18 protein-coding genes are annotated in these 17,803 nt (G+C 68.5%); 7 read left to right on the plus strand and 11 right to left on the minus strand.

Going from position 1 to position 17,803, the window contains the following annotated elements:
* The first annotated feature begins 127 nt into the window (after positions 1-127).
* Together etfA and etfB are read left to right on the plus strand one after the other, a co-directional pair.
* A complete protein-coding gene (gene etfA, locus POR01S_RS08350; protein ID WP_042135117.1) occupies positions 128-1,363 on the plus strand; it encodes an electron transfer flavoprotein subunit alpha in 1,236 nt (411 codons plus the stop codon).
* Positions 1,353-2,153 carry an electron transfer flavoprotein subunit beta gene (gene etfB / locus POR01S_RS08355; RefSeq protein WP_042135119.1) on the plus strand — a complete coding sequence of 267 codons (801 nt, stop codon included), beginning with the start codon at positions 1,353-1,355 and terminating at the stop codon, positions 2,151-2,153. Before etfA ends, etfB begins: the two co-directional genes overlap by 11 nt.
* Before the next feature lie 569 nt (positions 2,154-2,722).
* On the opposite strand, the gene polA is transcribed toward etfB, so the two are convergent.
* The gene (gene polA, locus POR01S_RS08360) at positions 2,723-5,470 is read right to left on the minus strand and encodes a DNA polymerase I (protein ID WP_042135122.1); all 2,748 of its coding nucleotides are present in this window, start codon (positions 5,468-5,470) and stop codon (positions 2,723-2,725) included.
* A gap of 111 nt (positions 5,471-5,581) precedes the next feature.
* Here polA and POR01S_RS08365 point away from each other — a divergent pair, with 111 nt between their 5' ends.
* Both POR01S_RS08365 and POR01S_RS08370 read left to right on the plus strand, forming a co-directional pair.
* Complete coding sequence (locus POR01S_RS08365) at positions 5,582-5,872, plus strand: DUF2782 domain-containing protein (RefSeq protein ID WP_027597317.1); 291 nt, start codon at positions 5,582-5,584, stop codon at positions 5,870-5,872.
* Positions 5,873-5,934: 62 nt separating this feature from the next.
* Positions 5,935-6,888, plus strand: a complete 954-nt coding sequence (locus tag POR01S_RS08370; RefSeq protein ID WP_027597318.1) for a homoserine kinase — start codon at positions 5,935-5,937, stop codon at positions 6,886-6,888.
* Positions 6,889-6,920: 32 nt separating this feature from the next.
* Here the strand turns inward: POR01S_RS08370 and POR01S_RS08375 are convergent, their stop codons facing one another.
* The 10 genes from POR01S_RS08375 to POR01S_RS08420 all read right to left on the minus strand — a co-directional run bounded on the left by POR01S_RS08375 (position 6,921) and on the right by POR01S_RS08420 (position 15,610).
* On the minus strand, positions 6,921-7,253 hold the full coding sequence (locus tag POR01S_RS08375) for a hypothetical protein (protein ID WP_042135124.1): 333 nt from the start codon (positions 7,251-7,253) through the stop codon (positions 6,921-6,923).
* Positions 7,250-8,170, minus strand: a complete 921-nt coding sequence (locus POR01S_RS08380; RefSeq protein WP_255211812.1) for a hypothetical protein — start codon at positions 8,168-8,170, stop codon at positions 7,250-7,252. The genes POR01S_RS08375 and POR01S_RS08380 overlap by 4 nt, the downstream gene beginning before the upstream one ends.
* 23 nt (positions 8,171-8,193) lie before the next feature.
* Positions 8,194-8,640, minus strand: a complete 447-nt coding sequence (locus POR01S_RS08385; RefSeq protein WP_042135128.1) for a curli fiber surface-exposed nucleator CsgB — start codon at positions 8,638-8,640, stop codon at positions 8,194-8,196.
* 108 nt (positions 8,641-8,748) lie between these two features.
* Entirely contained in the window at positions 8,749-9,588 is an 840-nt protein-coding gene (locus POR01S_RS08390; protein ID WP_017641598.1) for a CsgG/HfaB family protein, read from the minus strand.
* Positions 9,589-9,603: 15 nt separating this feature from the next.
* Complete coding sequence (locus POR01S_RS08395) at positions 9,604-10,011, minus strand: curli assembly protein CsgF (RefSeq protein ID WP_042135131.1); 408 nt, start codon at positions 10,009-10,011, stop codon at positions 9,604-9,606.
* Positions 10,008-10,391, minus strand: a complete 384-nt coding sequence (gene csgE / locus POR01S_RS08400; RefSeq protein WP_027597323.1) for a curli production assembly/transport protein CsgE — start codon at positions 10,389-10,391, stop codon at positions 10,008-10,010. The genes POR01S_RS08395 and csgE overlap by 4 nt, the downstream gene beginning before the upstream one ends.
* Positions 10,388-11,008, minus strand: a complete 621-nt coding sequence (locus tag POR01S_RS08405; protein ID WP_223855396.1) for a helix-turn-helix transcriptional regulator — start codon at positions 11,006-11,008, stop codon at positions 10,388-10,390. The genes csgE and POR01S_RS08405 overlap by 4 nt, the downstream gene beginning before the upstream one ends.
* Before the next feature lie 227 nt (positions 11,009-11,235).
* The gene (locus POR01S_RS08410; RefSeq protein WP_042135443.1) at positions 11,236-12,246 is read right to left on the minus strand and encodes an SIS domain-containing protein; all 1,011 of its coding nucleotides are present in this window, start codon (positions 12,244-12,246) and stop codon (positions 11,236-11,238) included.
* An 84-nt stretch (positions 12,247-12,330) separates the two neighbouring features.
* Complete coding sequence (locus POR01S_RS08415; RefSeq protein ID WP_042135133.1) at positions 12,331-13,764, minus strand: sigma-54-dependent transcriptional regulator; 1,434 nt, start codon at positions 13,762-13,764, stop codon at positions 12,331-12,333.
* Positions 13,765-13,795: 31 nt separating this feature from the next.
* The gene (locus tag POR01S_RS08420; RefSeq protein ID WP_042135135.1) at positions 13,796-15,610 is read right to left on the minus strand and encodes a sensor histidine kinase; all 1,815 of its coding nucleotides are present in this window, start codon (positions 15,608-15,610) and stop codon (positions 13,796-13,798) included.
* 198 nt (positions 15,611-15,808) lie between these two features.
* Here POR01S_RS08420 and POR01S_RS08425 point away from each other — a divergent pair, with 198 nt between their 5' ends.
* The 3 genes from POR01S_RS08425 (at position 15,809) to hglS (ending at position 17,766) form a co-directional block, all read left to right on the plus strand.
* A complete protein-coding gene (locus POR01S_RS08425) occupies positions 15,809-16,009 on the plus strand; it encodes a hypothetical protein (protein ID WP_042135137.1) in 201 nt (66 codons plus the stop codon).
* Between the two features lie 69 nt (positions 16,010-16,078).
* Positions 16,079-16,327, plus strand: coding sequence for a hypothetical protein (locus tag POR01S_RS08430; protein ID WP_042135139.1), 249 nt, complete (start codon positions 16,079-16,081; stop codon positions 16,325-16,327).
* A 107-nt stretch (positions 16,328-16,434) separates the two neighbouring features.
* Positions 16,435-17,766 carry a 2-oxoadipate dioxygenase/decarboxylase HglS gene (hglS, locus tag POR01S_RS08435; protein ID WP_042135141.1) on the plus strand — a complete coding sequence of 444 codons (1,332 nt, stop codon included), beginning with the start codon at positions 16,435-16,437 and terminating at the stop codon, positions 17,764-17,766.
* The last annotated feature ends 37 nt before the right edge of the window (positions 17,767-17,803 follow it).

Here is a 17,803-nt window from a genome sequence, read left to right on the forward strand (position 1 = left end):
GGATGGCCAGGTGTGCCAGACACGTCCCGGTGTTCACCGCTTTTACCCCCTCTCCCCTCAGGGGAGAGGGCTGGGGTGAGGGGCCCACCGCGCACCTCACCGGCCATTTCCAAACGGAGCGCCCAGCATGAGCATCATCCGTCGCGATCCGCGCCGCGAGTGGATCGCGCGCAACCGTCTGCATCCGCTGCACGCCAGTATCGCCAGCAGCGCCGAGGCCGAAGTCCGCTGGATGGGCCCCAATGGCCTGGTCCGCAAGAATCCCCATGCCGCGGCGGCCGGTTTCGTCGGCCCCCAGGGCGTCAAGCGGATCGATCGCAGCGGCGCCCAGCAGGGCGGCGGCCGCCGTGGCGCCGCCCAGGCGGTGGAAGAACAGCTGCCGCTGCACCGCATCGCCGAGCCGGCCTTCCACATCGCCGTGGTTCCGGACCTGGTCAGCGGTCGCCTGACCGCCCATGACCGCGACCTGCTGGGCCTGGCTCGGCAACTGGCCGGCGCCGAGGGCGCCGTGCTGGCGGTGGTCTTCGGCGAGGTCAAGGAAACCGCCTTCGATACCGCCGGCGTGGATCGCCTGCTGCATCTGGACGGCGAGCAATTCCAGGGCTATGCCCCCGAGCAGCGGGTGCTGGCGCTGCGCGCGGTAGACAATGAACTGCAGCCGCGTCACTGGCTGCTGCCCGACAGCCGCAGCGGTGGCGGCGAACTGGGTCGGCGCCTGGGCGCGGCCCTGCACGAGCGCCCTGCGACCCGCGTCTGGCAGGTCAAGGACGGTCTGGCCACCGGCCGCGCCGGTGCCGGTCGCCAGGATCTGCAGCAGCCGCTGCCGCGCCTGGTGCTGGCCCTGCCGGAGTGCGCGGAGCCGGTCGGCGAGACCCGTCACGAGGTCCTGCCGGTCACCCTCGACGGCAACATCGCCCGCCACCTGCCGCGCATCGAGGACCTCGGCCCGGTCGCCGTGGACCCTATGCAGATTCCCCTGGGCGAGGCCGAATTCATCCTCTCCGGCGGCAACGGCATCCGCGACTGGGATCTGTTCCACAGCACCGCCGCCATCCTCGGTGCCACCGAAGGCGCCTCGCGGGTGGCGGTGGACGACGGCCACATGCCGCGCAATCGTCAGGTAGGTGCGACCGGGACCTGGGTCACCGCGCGGGTCTATCTGGCCGTGGGTATCTCCGGCGCCGTGCAGCATCTGCAGGGCATCGCCAGTTGCGACAAGGTCATCGCCATCAATACCAATCCGGGTTGCGACATGGTCAAGCGCGCCGATCTTTCGGTGATCGGCAATGGTGACGCCATCCTGGCCGCCCTGGCGCGGCTGGTCGAACAACAGCGGGCAGGGGAGTTGCAGGATGTCGCCTGAGCAGAAGCTGCCGTCGCTGGACGGCGTCAAGGTCGTGGCCCTGGTCTCCGTCGGCGCCCACCCCACCTCCGGGCGGGCCCGGCGGGCGGAGCAGGATGCCCGCGCCGTCGAACTGGGCCTGCGCCTAGTGGGTGACAAGCTGCGCGTGCTGCACGCCGGTGATCCCGCCGAAGAGGCCTTGCGCGGCTATCTGGGCATGGGCGTGCCGGCCCTGCACGTACTGGAACAACCGCCAGGCGCCGATGCCCTGCCAGCCCTCGGCGATACCCTGCGCGACGTTGGCGCCGGCTTGGTGCTGACCGGCAGCCAGGCGGAAACCGGCGAGGGCTCGGGCCTGCTGCCCTATCTGCTGGCCGAGACCCTTGGCTGGCCGCTGGTGGTCGGCCTCGCCGCGGTGGAAGTCGTGGAAGGTGGCCAGGCGACCGTACTCCAGGCCCTGCCGCGTGGTCAGCGCCGTCGGCTGCGGGTACGGCTGCCCTTCGTCGCCAGCGTCGACAGCGCCGCCCCGGCGCCGCGGCAAAGCGCCTTTGGCCCGGCCCGGCGGGGCGAGTTGCAGGTGGAGACCACCGAGATCGTGCAGGACAGTCTGTTCGACAGCGGCGAATTGCAGCCCGCCAAGGCCCGCCCCAAGCGCCTCAAGGTGATCAAGGCCAAGACCGCCGCCGACCGCTTCAAGGCCGCCACGGCCAAGGCTTCCGGCGACGGCGGCCAGGTCCTCAAGGACCTGACCCCGGAAGCGGCCGCGGCCGCCATCTTCAAGGTATTGCGCGAGGAAGGCGTGGTGCGCTGAGGCTTTACCCCCTCTCCCCCTGGGAGAGGGCCGGGGTGAGGGCCCCCTTGGCACCCGAGTTTCAAGTGGAAAAGGCTGCGCCGTTTTCCACGCTACGGTGCCACGGAGCCGAAGCCACGCTCCAAACCACCCCCTCTCCCTCCGGGAGAGGGCTGGGGTGAGGGAAGCCCCGGCACCCAAGCCTCAAGTGGAAAAGGCTACGCCGTTTTCCACGCTACGGTGCCACGGTGTCGAAGCCACGCTCCAAACCGCCCCCTCTCCTCTTGGGAGAGGGCTGGGGTGAGGGCGCCCTTGGCACCTGAGTCTCAGGTGGAAAAGGCTGCGCCGTTTTCCACGCTACGGTGCCACGGTGTCGAAGCCATACTCCAAACCGCTCCCTCTCCCCCTGGGAGAGGGCTGGGGTGAGGGGAGGCGGCACCCAGGCCTCAGATGGACATGGCTGTTCCGTTTCCAAACTACGGTGTCTGAATCGCGGCCATGGGCCGCTCCTACAGTGAGATCTAAACCTGTAGGAGCGGCCGCATTGGCGGACCGCCATGGCCGCGATCAAACCCAGTCAGGCGTACTGATCAGTGCGCCTCATCCCAATTGCCACCCACCCCCGACTCCACCAGCAGCGGTACGTCCAGCTCGCCGGCGCCGCTCATCAGCGGCAGCAGGCCTTCGCGCAGCAGCTCCACCTGGTCTTCGCGGACCTCCAGCACCAGTTCGTCGTGTACCTGCAGGATCACCCGGGCATCCAGCTCGGGGGTCGATTGCAGCCAGCTGTCCACGGCGATCATGGCGCGCTTGATGATGTCCGCCGCGGTGCCCTGCATGGGCGCGTTGATCGCCGCCCGCTCGGCCGCGCGACGCAGGCCCTGGTTCTTGGAGTGGATGTCCGGCAGGTACAGCCGGCGGCCATAGAGGGTCTCCACGTAGCCCTGGTCTACCACCTGGGCGCGGGTGCGCTCCATGTAGGCCAGCACGCCCGGATAGCGCTGGAAATAGCGATCGATATAGGCCTGGGCCTCGGCGCGGCCGACGCCGATCTGCTTGGCAAGGCCAAAGGCGCTCATGCCGTAGATCAGGCCGAAGTTGATGGCCTTGGCGCGGCGACGGTCCTCGTTGCTGACCTCTTCCAGGGGCACGCCCATCACCTCGGCGGCGGTGGCGCGGTGCACGTCCAGATCGTTCTGGAAGGCGTGCAGCAGGCCTTCGTCCTGGGCCAGGTGGGCCATGATGCGCAATTCGATCTGCGAATAGTCCGCCGCCAGTAGGCGATAGCCTTTGGGTGCGACGAAGGCCTGGCGGATGCGCCGGCCCTCGGCAGTGCGGATCGGAATGTTCTGCAGATTCGGGTCGCTGGACGACAGCCGCCCGGTAGCCGTCACCGCCTGGTGGTAGCTGGTGTGGATGCGCCCAGTGCGCGGATTGATCTGCTGCGGCAGCTTGTCGGTGTAGGTGCTCTTGAGCTTGCTCATCTGCCGGTACTGCATCAGCACCTTGGGCAGCGGGAAGTCCTGGTCGGCCAGTTCCTGCAGCACCGCCTCGGCGGTGGAGGGCTGGCCGGAAGCGGTCTTGCTGACCACCGGCAGACCCAGCTTGACGAAGAGGATCTCGCCCAGCTGCTTGGGCGAACCCAGGTTGAATTCCTGGCCGGCCAGCTCATAGGCCTCCTTTTCCAGGGCGATCATCTTCTCGCCCAGCTCGCGGCTCTGCACCCCGAGCAGCGCCGAATCCACCAGGGCGCCGTTGCGCTCGATGCGCGCCAGCGCCGGCACCAGCGGCATCTCGATGTCGCGCAGCACCGCGGCCAGGCCCGGCACGGCCTCCAGCCTGGGCCAGAGGGTCTCATGCAGGCGCAGGGTGACGTCGGCATCCTCGGCGGCATAGGGCCCGGCCTGCTCGATGGCGATCTGGTCGAAGGTCAGCTGCTTGGCGCCCTTGCCGGCGATGTCCTCGAAACGGATGGTGCTGTGGCCCAGGTACTTGAGCGCCAGGCTGTCCATGTCGTGACGGGTGCCGGTGGCGTCCAGCACATAGGATTCGAGCATGGTGTCGAAGGCGATGCCCTGGATCGTGATGCCGTAGCGGGTCAGCACATTGAGGTCGTACTTGCCGTGCTGCATGACCTTGAGCTTGGCCGGGTCTTCCAGCAGCGGCTTGAGCGCCGCCAATACCGGCTCCAGACCGAGCTGGGTCGGCGCGCCCATGTAACTGTGGGCCAGGGGCACATAGGCAGCCTGGCCCGTCGCCACGGCAAAGGACAGGCCCACCAGCTCGGCGCGCTGGGCATCGATGCTGGTGGTCTCGGTGTCGAAGGCGAAGCAGTCGGCGGCTTGCAGGCGCGCTAGCCAGGCGTCGAAGTCGGCCTGCTCCAGCACGGTGTCGTAATGGGTTTCCACCTGGGTGGTGGCGGCATCCTCGGCCAGCGGCAGGGGCGCGCCCTGGCGCTTGGTGTCGCGGATCAGCTCATCCAGCCAGGACTTGAATTCCAGCTCCTGGTAGAGCGCCATCAGGGCTTCCACATGGGGCTCGCCGACCTTGAGTTCCTCGAAGGTGAGGTCCAGCGGCACGTCCAGCTTGATGGTCGCCAGCTGATAGGACAGATAGGCCTGCTCGCGATGCTGGTCCAGCTTGGCGGCCAGCGACTTGGCGCCGCGCAGGGGCAGGGCGGCCACCGCGTCGAGGTTGGCGTAGAGGGTATCCAGGCCACCGCCGATGCCATTGAGCAGGCCGGCGGCGGTCTTCTCGCCCACCCCGGGCACCCCGGGGATGTTGTCGATCTTGTCGCCCATCAGCGCCAGGTAGTCGATGATCAGCTCCGGACCCACGCCGAACTTGGTCCTGACCCCTTCCACGTCCAGCACGCTGCCGCTCATGGTGTTGACCAGGGTGACATAGGGGCAGACCAGCTGGGCCATGTCCTTGTCGCCGGTGGAGATCACCACCGGGCGCTCGGCGCTGGCGCAGTGGCGGGCGAGGGTGCCGATGACGTCGTCGGCTTCCACCCCTTCGACGGCCAGCAGCGGCAGGCCCAGGGCGCGGATGCAGGCGTGCAGCGGCTCGACCTGGCCGCGCAGGTCGTCGGGCATGGCCGGTCGCTGGGCCTTGTAGTCGGCGAAGAGTTCGTCGCGGAAGGTCGGGCCCTTGGCGTCGAAGACCACCGCGAAGAGGCTGTCCGGATACTGGCGGCGCAGCGAGAGCAGCATGTTGAGCACGCCCTTCACCGCGCCGGTCGGCTTGCCGGTGGAGGTCATCAGCGGCGGCAGGGCGTGGAAGGCGCGATAGAGATAGGAGGAACCGTCCACCAGGACGAGAGGGGCGTGGCTCATGGTCTAGACCTTTGTCGTGGCGTGTGCGGCGTCTGTCCGGCCAGTCTCGACGACTGCAAGGCCGGGTTCTAGAATCGACCACTCGCTCCGTTCAAAAGGTCAAAGGTTACCATGGGTGCTCGTCGCTTCCTCTTCGCCGCGTTGCTGCTGGCGCCGCTGGTCCAGGCCGCGGAACCGCTGCCACCGGGCGAAAAGCCCCTGCCTGACGAGATCAAGGTGATCCGCTATCAGGCCGGCGACCAGACCATCGAGGAGACGCGCATCCGCGGCGTGCTGCAGTCCACCCGGGTCATCCCCAAGCATGGCGCGCCCTACGAACTGGTGCCCGCCGATGGCAGCAGCACCGCCGCCAACGACAAGCCGACCCTGCACGTCCCCAGCTGGCGCCTGTTCAGCTGGTAGGCGCAAGGCGCCTGGACCGGTAAACTGCGCGCCGCTCGCACATTCCTCCGCCAGGCCCCGTCATGTCCGTTTTCACGCCCCTCGATCGTCCCACCCTCGAAGCCTTTCTCGCGCCCTATGGCCTGGGCCGGCTGCGGGATTTCCGGGGCATCGCCGAGGGCTCGGAAAACACCAACTACTTCATCAGCCTGGAAGGCGGCGAATTCGTCCTGACCCTGGTGGAGCGCGGCCCGGTGGCGGAGATGCCGTTCTTCATCGAACTGCTCGACGTCCTCCACGACGCCGACCTGCCGGTGCCCTATGCGGTGCGCACCCAGGATGGCCAGGCCCTGCGCGAACTGGCCGGCAAGCCGGCGCTGCTGCAACCGCGCCTGGCCGGTCGCCACGAGCGTGCACCCAATCCCCATCACTGCAGCGAAGTCGGCCACCTGCTGGGCCATCTGCACCGGGCTACTGCGGGTGAAAAACGCATCGAACGCGCCAGTGATCGCGGCCTGGCCTGGATGCTGGCCGAAGGCGAGCGCCTGGCGCCGACCCTGGACGCGACCGCCCGGCCATTGCTGGAGCGCACCCTGGCGGAGATCCGCGAGTTGCTGAGCGAGCAGCCGCCGCTGCCCGAGGCCAATCTGCACGGCGACCTGTTCCGCGACAACGTGATGTTCGACGGCCCCCGGCTGTCGGGCGTCATCGACTTCTACAACGCCAGTTCCGGCTGGATGCTCTATGACCTCGCCATCACGGTGAACGACTGGTGCTCCACCGAGAGCGGCGCGCTGGACCTGCCACGCGCCCGGGCGCTGCTGGCAGCCTATGCCGCCGACCGCCACTTCACGCCGCGCGAAGCCGAGTTGTGGCCGGTGCTGCTGCGGGTCGCCTGCGTACGCTTCTGGCTGTCACGCCTGATCGCCGCTCAGGCCTTTGCCGGTCAGGACGTGCTGATCCATGATCCGGCCGAATTCCAGCAGCGCCTGGCGGCGCGGCAGCAGACCCCGCTGGAATTGCCGCTGACCCTGTAGCCCAGGGTTCCACGTGAAACCTCTGTGCCGAGCTACAGCTGCAGGCGTCGCTCGATGGCGGGCTGCGCCTGGCCCTGCCGCTGCCAACTCAGCCTGGCCTTGATCAGGCTGCCTGGCGCCGCGCCCAGGCGCGTGATCACCGGGCAGCCGTCACCCCTGGCCTCGCCGGCCTGGCGCGTGCGGGCGACGCCCCCCGGGCCGTGCAATTCGACGATGAGTTCGTAGCGCAGGGGCGTGTCTTCGTCGGCGAAGCACAGCTCCACCTGAGCGCCCGCCGGTTGCGGCTGCAGCTCCAGGCGGGCGCTGGCCGCGGCGCCGCCCGCCAGGGGCAGGAGGGCCGCGATTAGCCAGGCGACGGGTTTCACCGCTGGTTGATGGTGGCGCTGTTGCCGAAGCCGCTCTGCGAGATCTGCGCGCTGTCGTTGAAGCCGTTGAAGTTGGCCGAGGTCTGCAGGATGCTCGCGCGGTTGCTGTCGCCGACCTGGCTGACGCTGGCCGTGCTGATGGCACTGGTAACGTCGAGACGCGCTTCGTTGCCGTTGCCGGTCTGGACGATGCTGGTCTGGTTGCTGTCGCCCTGGACGGTGACGCTGGCCAGGTTGTCGTCGCCGGTGGAGCTGCCGCTGAAGCGATTGCCGCGACCGGCCTGGTTGACGTTCAGGGTGTTGCGATTGCCGTCCTGGGTAAAGCTCAGTTCGTTGAACTTGCCGGAGGAGAGCACCGTGGCGACGTTGGCCTGGCCGCGCTGGGTCAGCTCCACGGTGTCGACCGAGTAGCCCTGTTGGGTCAGGTCGATGCGGTTGTCGGTACCGGTCTGACTGAGGGTGGCCGTCACGGCATCGCCGCTCTGGTCGACGCGGACCTGGTTGTTGTCGCCATTCTGCTCCAGGGTTAGCTGGGCGCTGGAGGCCGACTGGACCAGGGCGCCGCTGTTGCTGCCTACGGAGGTGATGCTGGCCTGGTTGCCGAAGCCGTCCTGGGCCAGGGTATGGACGTTGCTGCCGCCTTCCTGGCGCAGGTTCGCCACGTTGCCCTGGGCGTAGCCGTAGACATCGCCGCCCTGGGTGATGGTGGCGCTGCTGGCGCCGGTCTGGACCACGCTGATCGTGTTGCCTTCGCCCTGCAGCTGATAGAGCGACGCGCTGTTGCCGGGGCCGCTCTGGTCCAGGGTGATGGTGCCGCTGTTGCCATCCTGCTGGACGGTGGCGGTGCTGTTCTGGGCGAAGGCGTTGGCCGCCACGAGGGCCAGCGTCAGGGCGGCCAGGGGCCTGAGTAGAAACATCTGTCTGATCTCCATGAGTGCCATCAGCGGTACTGACGTACCACCGTGTTCTGGTTGCTTCCGTACTGGACGATGCGGCTGGACAGGCCCGAGCCGTGCTGTTCGATGCGGGCGTTGCCCTGGACGCCGAGTTGCAGGATGTCGGCCTGGTTGCCGCTGCCGACCTGCTCGATGCGCGCCACGTTGCCGTAGCCGCCCTGGAGGATGACCGCGCTCAGTTCCGTGCCATCCTGCAGGATGCGGGCTTCCTGGGCGGCGCCGCTCTGGGCGATCTGGGCGCGCAGCGCGGTGCCACGCTGGTCGATGAGCGCCTGGTTGCCTACGCCGACCTGGCGGATGGCGGCTTCGCGCCCGGCTGCGGGCGCCTGCCCCAGGTCGTCGGTCTCCATGAGATCGGCGGCCGACGCCAGGGCGTCCAGGCCGAGTACCAGGGCAAGGACCACGATCAGGCCGCGGGTTGGGCTGCGCATCTCTGTCACCATCACTGCCTTGGATTCTCCGCCTGGCATTGTCCGGAGCCGCCTGGCCCATCGCTATCGCTCCAGGGAGCGAATCCCGCGGGGCTGGCGGCTTAATCCCTAGCGCCGGGTCGGCTCCAGGTACTTGGTCAGCGCCGGATCCCGCGGATCGCGACCGTCGGCCACCAGCCACAGCCGCCGCTCCACGCCCTGGGCGACCAGATGGGCGACCGCCGCCTCGATGGCCGAGAGCACGCACAGCTGCGCCGGCTCGTTGGTGGTGTAGCCGGACTCGGCTTCGAGCAGCTTCTTGAATTCGATGAACTTGAAGACCCCGGCCTGGCGGCCGATGGAATAGATGGTCTTGGAGGTCATGACATTGGCCAGCACCCGACCGCTGCGGGTGTCGATGGCGCGCAGATTGACCGTCACCTGATCCACCCGGTATTCCTCGGACAGGCCGATGCCCAGGTAGCGCGCCCCTTCGCCGCCGCTGCGCACGTTGGTGTCGTAGGCCACCACGCCACCTTCCAGCAGCAGGTTGGCCGCCTGCAGCGAGGGCAGCGCCTGCTGCAGATTCTCCGGCAGGTCCGGCTTGTTCTGGGTGGCACGGATGATCTTGCGCTCGGTCAGCAGGTTCTGCAGGCCCTCGCGTTCGAGCACCACGAACCAGCCGCTGGCCTGCAGGGCGTCCACCAGCATGCTGCCGGCGCCCTGGGTGACGGCGGTGGAAAAGGAGCTGGCCGGATTGGGCTTGTATTGCCCGGTCTGGTCGCGGAAGCCGTAGACGGCGGCCACCAGCGGACCTTTGGGCGGCGGCAGCGCCAGCAGGTCGTAGTAGGTGGAGGCACGCGGCGTCAGGGTCGGCGCGGCGTTCTGTTCGGCGGGCATGGGATCGCGCACGCAGCCGGTCAGGACGAGGGCGGCGGTCAGGGCCGCCGCCAGGGAAAAGGCGTTCATGGCAGGCATCCGTGCTCAGGGTTGGTTGAAGCCGTTGACGGAGATTTCCGAAATCTCCCCGGTACCGCGATCGGTGATCTGCACGGTCAGGTTGCCGGAGTCGTCGACGATGTTGACGATGAACTGGTCGGTGGAGAGGGTGCCCGAGTTGCCGTCCTTGATGTCGGTCAGCACCTGGGACAGCAGCCGCGATTCCAGCTGGCTGGTGAAACGCTCGAGGGGCGACTGGCTGCTGGCGCTGCTGCGCAGGTCGGGATCCTTGTGGCGATCCTGGGCGGTGGCGTTGTTCAGCAGGTAGGTGCCGTTGAGCGGATTGCCGCCAAAGGACGGATTCACCGGCGTATAGACCAGTTCGGTCGCCATGGCCGGGGCGACGCACAGGGTGCAGAGCAGGGGCAGGGCCTTCCAGGCGTGCGCGTTCATAACTCGTCCTTTTCCATGTCGAAAGTGTCCTGCAGCAGATTTTCCAGGCGGCGTCGGGTGATGCCCTCGTGGACCTGGTCCGCCGCGGCGTAGGCGGCATCCTTGAGTTCGCTGTTGTTGGGCGGAATGAACTGGCGATAGAGCAGCCGCTGTTCGTACTCGACCCAGACCAGGCTGCCCCAGCGCGCCGAGGGCCGTTCGCGCACCACCAGGTTGAAATCCAGATCGGTGGTGTCGGTGAGGCGGTCGGCGAAATGGCGATAGAAGTCGTGGCCGAAGCGGGAGATGGTGTTGTCCACCAGCAGTCCCTGGATCAGCTCGCCCTCGGCCCGCAGCGGTCCGGCCAGCAGCAGGCCGAACAGCAGCCAGACCGCCTTCATCCCGGCAGGTCCTGCCCGGCATGAAAGCGCAGCGCCGCCTCGGCGCGATTGGCTGCGCCGGTCTTGCGCAGCAGGTTGTGCATGTGGCTCTTGACCGTGTGGGTGCTCAGGCACAGCGTCTCGCCGATGGCGGCGTTGGAGAGCCCGCGACCGACCAGCCGGAGGATCTCCCGCTCGCGGCGGGTGAGGCCGTCGGCGGCGATGCTCGGGCGTTCGCGGGAACGGCGCAGCAGGTGGGCCAGGATGGCGCGGGGCAGCCAGTCCTCGCCGGCCAGCAGGGCGCCCAGCCCCTGCAGCAGCTGGTCGCGACTGGCCTGGGGGGCGAACACGCCCTGGATGGCGGGAAAGCGTTCGACCCAGGGCAGCGCCTGTTCGACGCTGGCATTGAGAAAGGCCACCGTGACCGCCGGTGTCAGGCCTTCCAGCCAGCGCTCCAGCGCCGGCTCGGGCACGCTGCCGAGATCGACCAGTACCAGGCCGGCGTCGCCGGCTGCGTCCAGCTCGCGGGCGCAACTCAGCTCGATGCCGTGGCGTTCTTCCAGAAAGGGTTTGAGCAGTTCTGCCAGGAGGACGTTTCCTGTCGTCAGGCAGACCTTGCTCGCAGGTATCGCGCGCATGTCCATATGGGCTGTCTCATCATCCGTTGCGCGAACGCTGAGACAAATCGCCGGGAGCGACAAGAAAAAATTGACCGATTTCCAGCGACTTAACGGCTCTGTGGACCGCTTGGCAGATTACCCGTCGACCAGCCGGCGGCAGCTAGCTCCAAAGACTTAGCTCTCCGGATTGAGGCGCGAAAACAGGCGCGCCGGCTGCCGGAGCGCCTGGGCCGAGGATCGTCGCCTCAGCGGGTGAGGGTAACCTTGCGCAGGTGGCGCGGCTGGTCCGGGTCCTGGCCCCGGGCCTCGGCCAGCAAGGCGGCCATGCGATAGAAGCTCTGGATCGCCAACAGGCCGTCCAGGTCCGGATGGCCGGCGACGGAAAGGGGCAGGTCACGCTCGGCCACCTCGTCCGGTGCGGCCAGCAAGACCCGCGCGCCACGTCCGCGCAGGTCCCGCGCCAGGTGCAGCAGACCGGCCTGCTCGGGCCCGCGCAGGGCAAAGATCAGCAGCGGATAGCCGCGCTCCACCAGCGCCAGGGGGCCGTGCTGCAATTCCGCGCCGCTGAAGGCCTCGCCCTGCAGCGCCGAGGTCTCCTTGAGCTTGAGCGCGGCCTCCTGGGCGATGGCGAATCCCGGCCCGCGGCCGACCACCATGCAGCGCTCGGCATCGCGCAATACTGGCAGCGCCGGCGCCCAGCTCAGTTCGGCCGCGCGATCCAGCGCTTCGGGCAAGGCCGCGCCCGCCGCCAGCAGGGTCTCGTCCTGCTGCCAGTGGGCGATCAGCCGGGCTGCGGCGGCCAGGGTGGCGATAAAGCTCTTGGTAGCGGCGACGCTCTGTTCGGGGCCGGCCTGCACGCCGATGGCGTGGCGGCAGGCCAGGGCCAAGGGCGAATCGATCTCGTTGACCAGGGCGGCGGTGCGGGCGCCGTAGCGATCCAGGGCCGACAGCGTCTCGATCAGGTCGGGACTGCGCCCGGACTGGGAAAAGCCCAGGGCGAGCTGGCCTTCGACGCGCAGCGGCGCCTGGCGCAGGGTCACCAGCGAAGGCGGCAGCGACAGCACCGGTAGCCCCAGGTGGGCCATGGCCAGGTAGGCGAAATAGCTGGCCGCATGGTCCGAACTGCCGCGCGCCACGGTCAGCGCCAACTGCGGCGGGTGGGCCCTGAGGTCGTCGGCCAGCGCCGCCAGGGCCTGGTCGATGGTCGCCAGTTGGCGAGCGACCGCCGCGCCGCTGGCGGCGGCTTCTGCGAGCATGAGCGAGGTCAAGAAGGACTCCTTGGGCGAATGCCGAGTCCCTCACTCTGCCATTGCTGGCCAGGCGCGACCAGCCGACCTTGGTCAGTCCCCGTCGTCCGCCGCGCCACCGGTGAACTGCAGGTCGTGCTTGCGCAGTTTGTCGGACAGCGTCTTGCGCGGCAGCCCCAGGGCTTCGGCCAGGCTGCGCAGGGAGGCGTGGGGGCGGGCCAGTTCGCGCTGGATGAGTTCGCGCTCGAAGGCCTCGACCTGCTCGCCCAGCCCGGCGGCGAGGGCGGCCGCCGCGGGTGCCGCCGCCGTGGAGGCGGCCACGGGCGTCGCCGTCATGGGCGCCAGGGGCGCATAGGCGCTGTTGTCCAGCGCCAGCTCCAGCCCCAGGGCGAAGCGCTCGGCGGCGTTCTGCAATTCGCGCACGTTGCCTGGCCAGCTGTGGGCGATCAGGGCGGCGCGCTGCTCGGCGTCGGGTTCGCGCAGCGGGGTGCCGTGGCGCTGGGCGGCGGCCAGGGCGAAGTGGCGGAACAGGGGCAGGATGTCTTCGCTGCGCTCGCGCAGGGCGGGGATGCGCAGGGTGGCGACATTGAGCCGGTAGTAGAGGTCGGCGCGGAACCGGCCCTGGTCGGCGGCCTGGCGCAGGTCTTCCTTGGTGGCGGCGACCACCCGGATGTCCAGCGGGATCTGCTGGTTGGAGCCGAGGCGCTCGACCTTGCGCTCCTGCAGCAGGCGCAGCAGCTTGACCTGGACATCCAGGCTCATGCTCTCGATCTCGTCGAGAAAGAGGGTGCCGCCGCTGGCGTATTCGAATTTGCCGATACGGCGCTTCTGGGCTCCGGTGAAGGCGCCCTGTTCGTGGCCGAAGAGTTCGCTCTCCACCACGGATTCGGCGAGGGCGCCGGCGTTGATGGCGACGAAGGGGCCGTCGCGGCGATTCGACAGGTCGTGCAGGGCACGGGCCACCACCTCCTTGCCGGCACCGGTTTCGCCATGGATCAGCACGTCCGCCTGGGTCGCGGCGAGGGCGCCGATCTGGTCGCGCAGCCGGGCCATGCCTGGGGTCTGGCCGATCAGCCGGGTCTGCAGCTCATGGCGTTCGGCCAGGGCCAGGCGCAGGCTGCGGTTCTCCAGCACCAGGTGGCGGGCGCCCAGGGCGCGGCGCACGCTGTCGATCAGGGCGTCGTTGGCGAAGGGCTTTTCCAGGAAGTCATAGGCGCCGGCGCGCATGGCCTGGACCGCCAGGGGCACGTCGCCGTGGCCAGTGATCAACACCACCGGCAATTCGGCGTCGCGCTGGTGCAACTGGGCGAGCAACTCCAGGCCATCGATGCCGGGCATGCGGATGTCGCTCACCACCACGCCGGGCCAATCGCGCACGGTGGCCATTTCCAGGTCGCGGGCATCGGCCAGGGTGGTCACCTTGAAGCCGGCCAGGTCCAGGGTCTGGCTCAGGGCCAGGCGCAGGTGGGCGTCATCGTCGATCAACAGGATCTGGCTGGCAGGGTCGAAGGGGGGCAGAGCGCTCATGGCAAGGAACCTAAGGTAAGGGGCTGCACGGTCAACCGCGGACTTCTTCCTGGGGTACCGACGCGACCCCGGGTTTGCCGTGCAGCAGATAGAGGCGCACCTCGGCGCCACCGTCGAGATGGTTGGACAGGTGCAGGTGGCCGCCGAGGGTCCGCAACAGGTTATCGCAGATCGCCAGACCCAGGCCGAGACCCTGGGCGGTGGCCTTGGTGGTGAAGAAGGGTTCATGGGCGCGGGCCAGGGCTTCGCTGGAGAAACCCGGTCCGTTGTCCCTCAGGATCAGGGTCACACCGCGCTCGTCGATGCTGGTGGTCAGCCACAGCCGGCGGGTGCTGGTCTTTTCCGCCAGGGCGTCGAGGGCATTGCTCAGCAGGTTGCTGATGATCTGCCGCAGGCGGGTCTCGCCGGCCTGCACCCACAGCGGCGCATCGGGCAGGTCGCGGATCAGCTCCACCTGCATGGCCCGGCGCCGCGCGGCGACCAGCGCCAGGGCGTCTTCCAGGGCACCCTGCAGCACCACGCTCTCCGGCGCGCGGCGGGCACCGCGGGCATAGGCCTTGAGGTGGGCGATGATGTTGGCCATGCGCGTGGTCAGTTCGCCGATCAGCTTGAGATTGCCGCGGGCATCGTCCAGCCGATCGTGGTCGAGCAGCACCACGGCGTTTTCCGTGTAGCTGCGGATGGCCGCCAGCGGCTGGTTGAGTTCGTGACTGATGCTGGCCGACATGGTCCCCAGCGCCGACAGCTTGCCGGCCTGCACGGCTTCGTCCTGGGCGCGCATGAGTTCGCGCTGGGCCTGCTCGCGATCGTGCACCTCCTGCTGCAGCCGCGCGTTGAGCGTCTGCAGGTCGCGGGTGCGCTCCTCCACGTTCAGCTCCAGGTCACGCTTGGCCCGGGCATCCAGCGCCAGGCGCTCGATGAAGTGGCGCCGTCTCAGGGTCATGACCACCAGCAGCAGGAGCAGCGCCAGCAGGGTGGCCGCGCCGACATAGAGGGCGCTGCGCACCTGGCGCTCGACCATCTCCCGCGGCGCCAGGATCTGCGCGTTCCAGCCCACCTCGTCGAGATTGCGGGTCTGGGTCAGCCAGTCGCCGGGCACCAGGGTCAGGGGCGCCGGATTGGTGGTGGGGTAGGGCCGGTTGGCGTTGACCTGCTCGCGCTGGCGCTCGTCCAGCGGATGGGTGGCGCGAAAGCGCCAGGCGTCATGGGAGGTGAGGATGACCACGCCCAGGTCATCGGTCACCAGCAACTGCTCGGGCGCGTTGCCCCAGAGCTTTTCCGCACTGTCCAGATCGACCTTGACCACCACCACGCCGATGGCGCGCGCCCCGTCACGCACGGCGGCGGCGAAATAGTAGCCGCGTTTGCTGGAGGTGGTGCCCAGGCCGAAGAAGCGCCCCGGCTGGCCCTGCATGGCCGCCTTGTAATAGGGCCGGAAGGAGAAGTCGCGACCGACGAAGCTGTCCGCCTGGCGATAGTTGGAGCTGGCCAGGCAGGTGCCGTCGTCCTGCATCAGGTAGATGACATCCGCCCCGGTGCGCTGGCGGATGTCTTCCAGCATCTGGCTGGCGGCGTCCTGGGCGCTGCCGTCACGCTGGCCTTCCAGGGCATGGCGCAGCACCGGCAGATCGCCCAGCAGATCCGGCAGCACCTCGTAGCGTCTCAGGGTGCCCAGCAGGTTGGCGACATAGAGGTCCAGCGTCTGACCGTTCTGCTCGGCCAGTTGCGCCTCGTAATAGTGCTGGGCCGCATAGCGCAGCGGAATCAGCAGCAGCGTCAGGCCCAGGGCCAGCAGCAGCAGGCTGCTCCAGCGGGGGCGCTTGGGGAGATGAGGACTCTTGGGCATACGCGGCTACGGTAAGGGGGCGTCTCGGCATTATGCCCAAGCCGGGCCCCTGACGAAGGGGTTGCCAGACTGTTAACGCCTTGGCAGTCGATTGAAATATCTTGTTACCAATGGCCCTGGCTGTGGAAGGGGACACGGTTTTGCCGGGCGAAAGGCGGCTAACTGGGGCTGCAATCAGCCACCGAAGGAGTGACTTCCATGAAAAGCACCACCCTCTGCCTGACCCTCGCCGGCCTGCTGGCCACCTCCGCCGCCTTCGCCCAGACGGCGCCCGCCGATCCTGCGGCAACGCCTGCCGCGACGAGCAGCAGCCCGGCCAAGACCGGCAAGCAGACCACCACCCACCACAAGAAGGTGGCGCACAAGAAGGTCCACAAGGCCAGCACCAGCGGCAGCTGATCCGCGGCGCGGCACCTCCCCGCGGGGGAGGTGCCTAAAGGGAGTGCATCCGTTCCGAGGAGTCCTCCCATGCGTACCTCTTCCCTGCTCTCTGCCCTGCTCTTGGGCCTCAGCCTGTCCGGCGCCGCCCTGGCCCAGACCAGCCCGACCAATCCCCCGGCCACCCCCGCGCGACCCGATCCCACTAGCACCCATGGTATGGAAAAGGCGCCCAGCACCGGCGTCGGCGCGGCCGACAACGGTTCCAGCAGCGGTTCGGGCAGCGATACCGGCACCGATCACGTGAAGAAGCCCAAGACTCAGCACAAGGATCACTGAGGCATCCGCCCATTCCCTCGGGGAATGATCCAATGAGCAAAGATCGCTTGAGCAGCCCGTGCGGGCATGTCGAAATCGGCTTCTAGCCTGAGCCAGGAGCCGCTCCCATGACCGTCGCGTCGCTGCTTTCCCCGGATCTGATCCGCACCCGCTTTTCCCAGGCCATGTCGGCGATGTACCGCCAGGAGGTGCCCCAGTACGGCACCCTGTTGGAACTGGTCGCCGAGGTGAACGCCGGACAGCCGGGCTTTGCCGGAGATTCCGCGGAGCGCCTGGATCTGGAGCGCCATGGCGCCATTCGCGTCGGCACCGCCACCGAGCTGGCCACCCTGCGCCGCCTGTTCGCCGTGATGGGCATGCAGCCGGTCGGCTACTACGACCTGAGCGTGGCCGGGGTGCCGGTGCATTCCACCGCCTTCCGTCCGGTGGAGCCGGCCGCCCTGCAGGTCAATCCGTTTCGCGTCTTCACCTCGCTGCTGCGCCTGGAGCTGATCGAGGACACCGAGCTGCGCCAACTGGCCGAAGGGGTACTGAACGCGCGCCGCATCTTCACCCCGGGTGCACTGGAGTTGATCGAGCGCGCCGAAGCCCAGGGCGGCCTGACGGATGCCGAGGCCGCTGCCTTCGTCCAGGAAGCCCTAGAGACCTTTCGCTGGCACCGCGAGGCCAATGTCGACGCCAGTCTCTACCAGCGCCTGCACGCTGCCCACCGACTGATCGCCGACGTGGTCTGCTTCAAGGGGCCGCACATCAACCACCTGACCCCGCGCACCCTCGACATCGACGCCGTCCAGGCGCAGATGCCCGCCCGCGGCATCGCGCCCAAGGAAACCATCGAAGGCCCGCCCCGCCGCCAGTGCCCCATCCTGCTGCGCCAGACCAGTTTCAAGGCCCTGGAAGAACCCATCCTGTTTCAGGGCGAGGTCCAGGGCTCGCACACGGCGCGCTTCGGCGAAATCGAACAGCGCGGCATCGCCCTCACGCCGGCCGGTCGCCAGCGCTACGACGAACTGCTGCAGGAGGTCCGCCAGCGCAGCAAGGCGGCCGGCAGTGACTACGCAACGGTATTGGCCGAGGTGTTCCAGGTGCTGCCCGACAACTGGGACGAGCTGCGCCGTCAGGGGCTGGCCTGGTTCCGCTATCGCGCTGCGCCCGCCAGCCAGGCGGCTAGCGATAGCCACGATCCCGAGGCCCTGATCGCCGCTGGCCAGCTCCTTGTGGATCCCATCACCTACGAAGACTTCCTGCCGGTCAGCGCCGCGGGCATCTTCCAGTCCAACCTGGGTGCCGGTAGCCAGCAGGAGTACCAGAGCGGCGGCAATCGCGCCGCCTTCGAAGCCGCCCTGGGTGCGCCGGTGCTCGACGAGATGGCGCTGTACGAGCGCCAGCAGCAGCAATCCCTGGACGCCGCCCTGGCTGCCCTCGGCCGCCCCGCCTAGAATGTCGGCTCCCGCGTCGGTGGCCTCTGCCCCCGAC

Source organism: Pseudomonas oryzihabitans NBRC 102199, assembly GCF_000730625.1.
Lineage (GTDB): Bacteria > Pseudomonadota > Gammaproteobacteria > Pseudomonadales > Pseudomonadaceae > Chryseomonas > Chryseomonas oryzihabitans.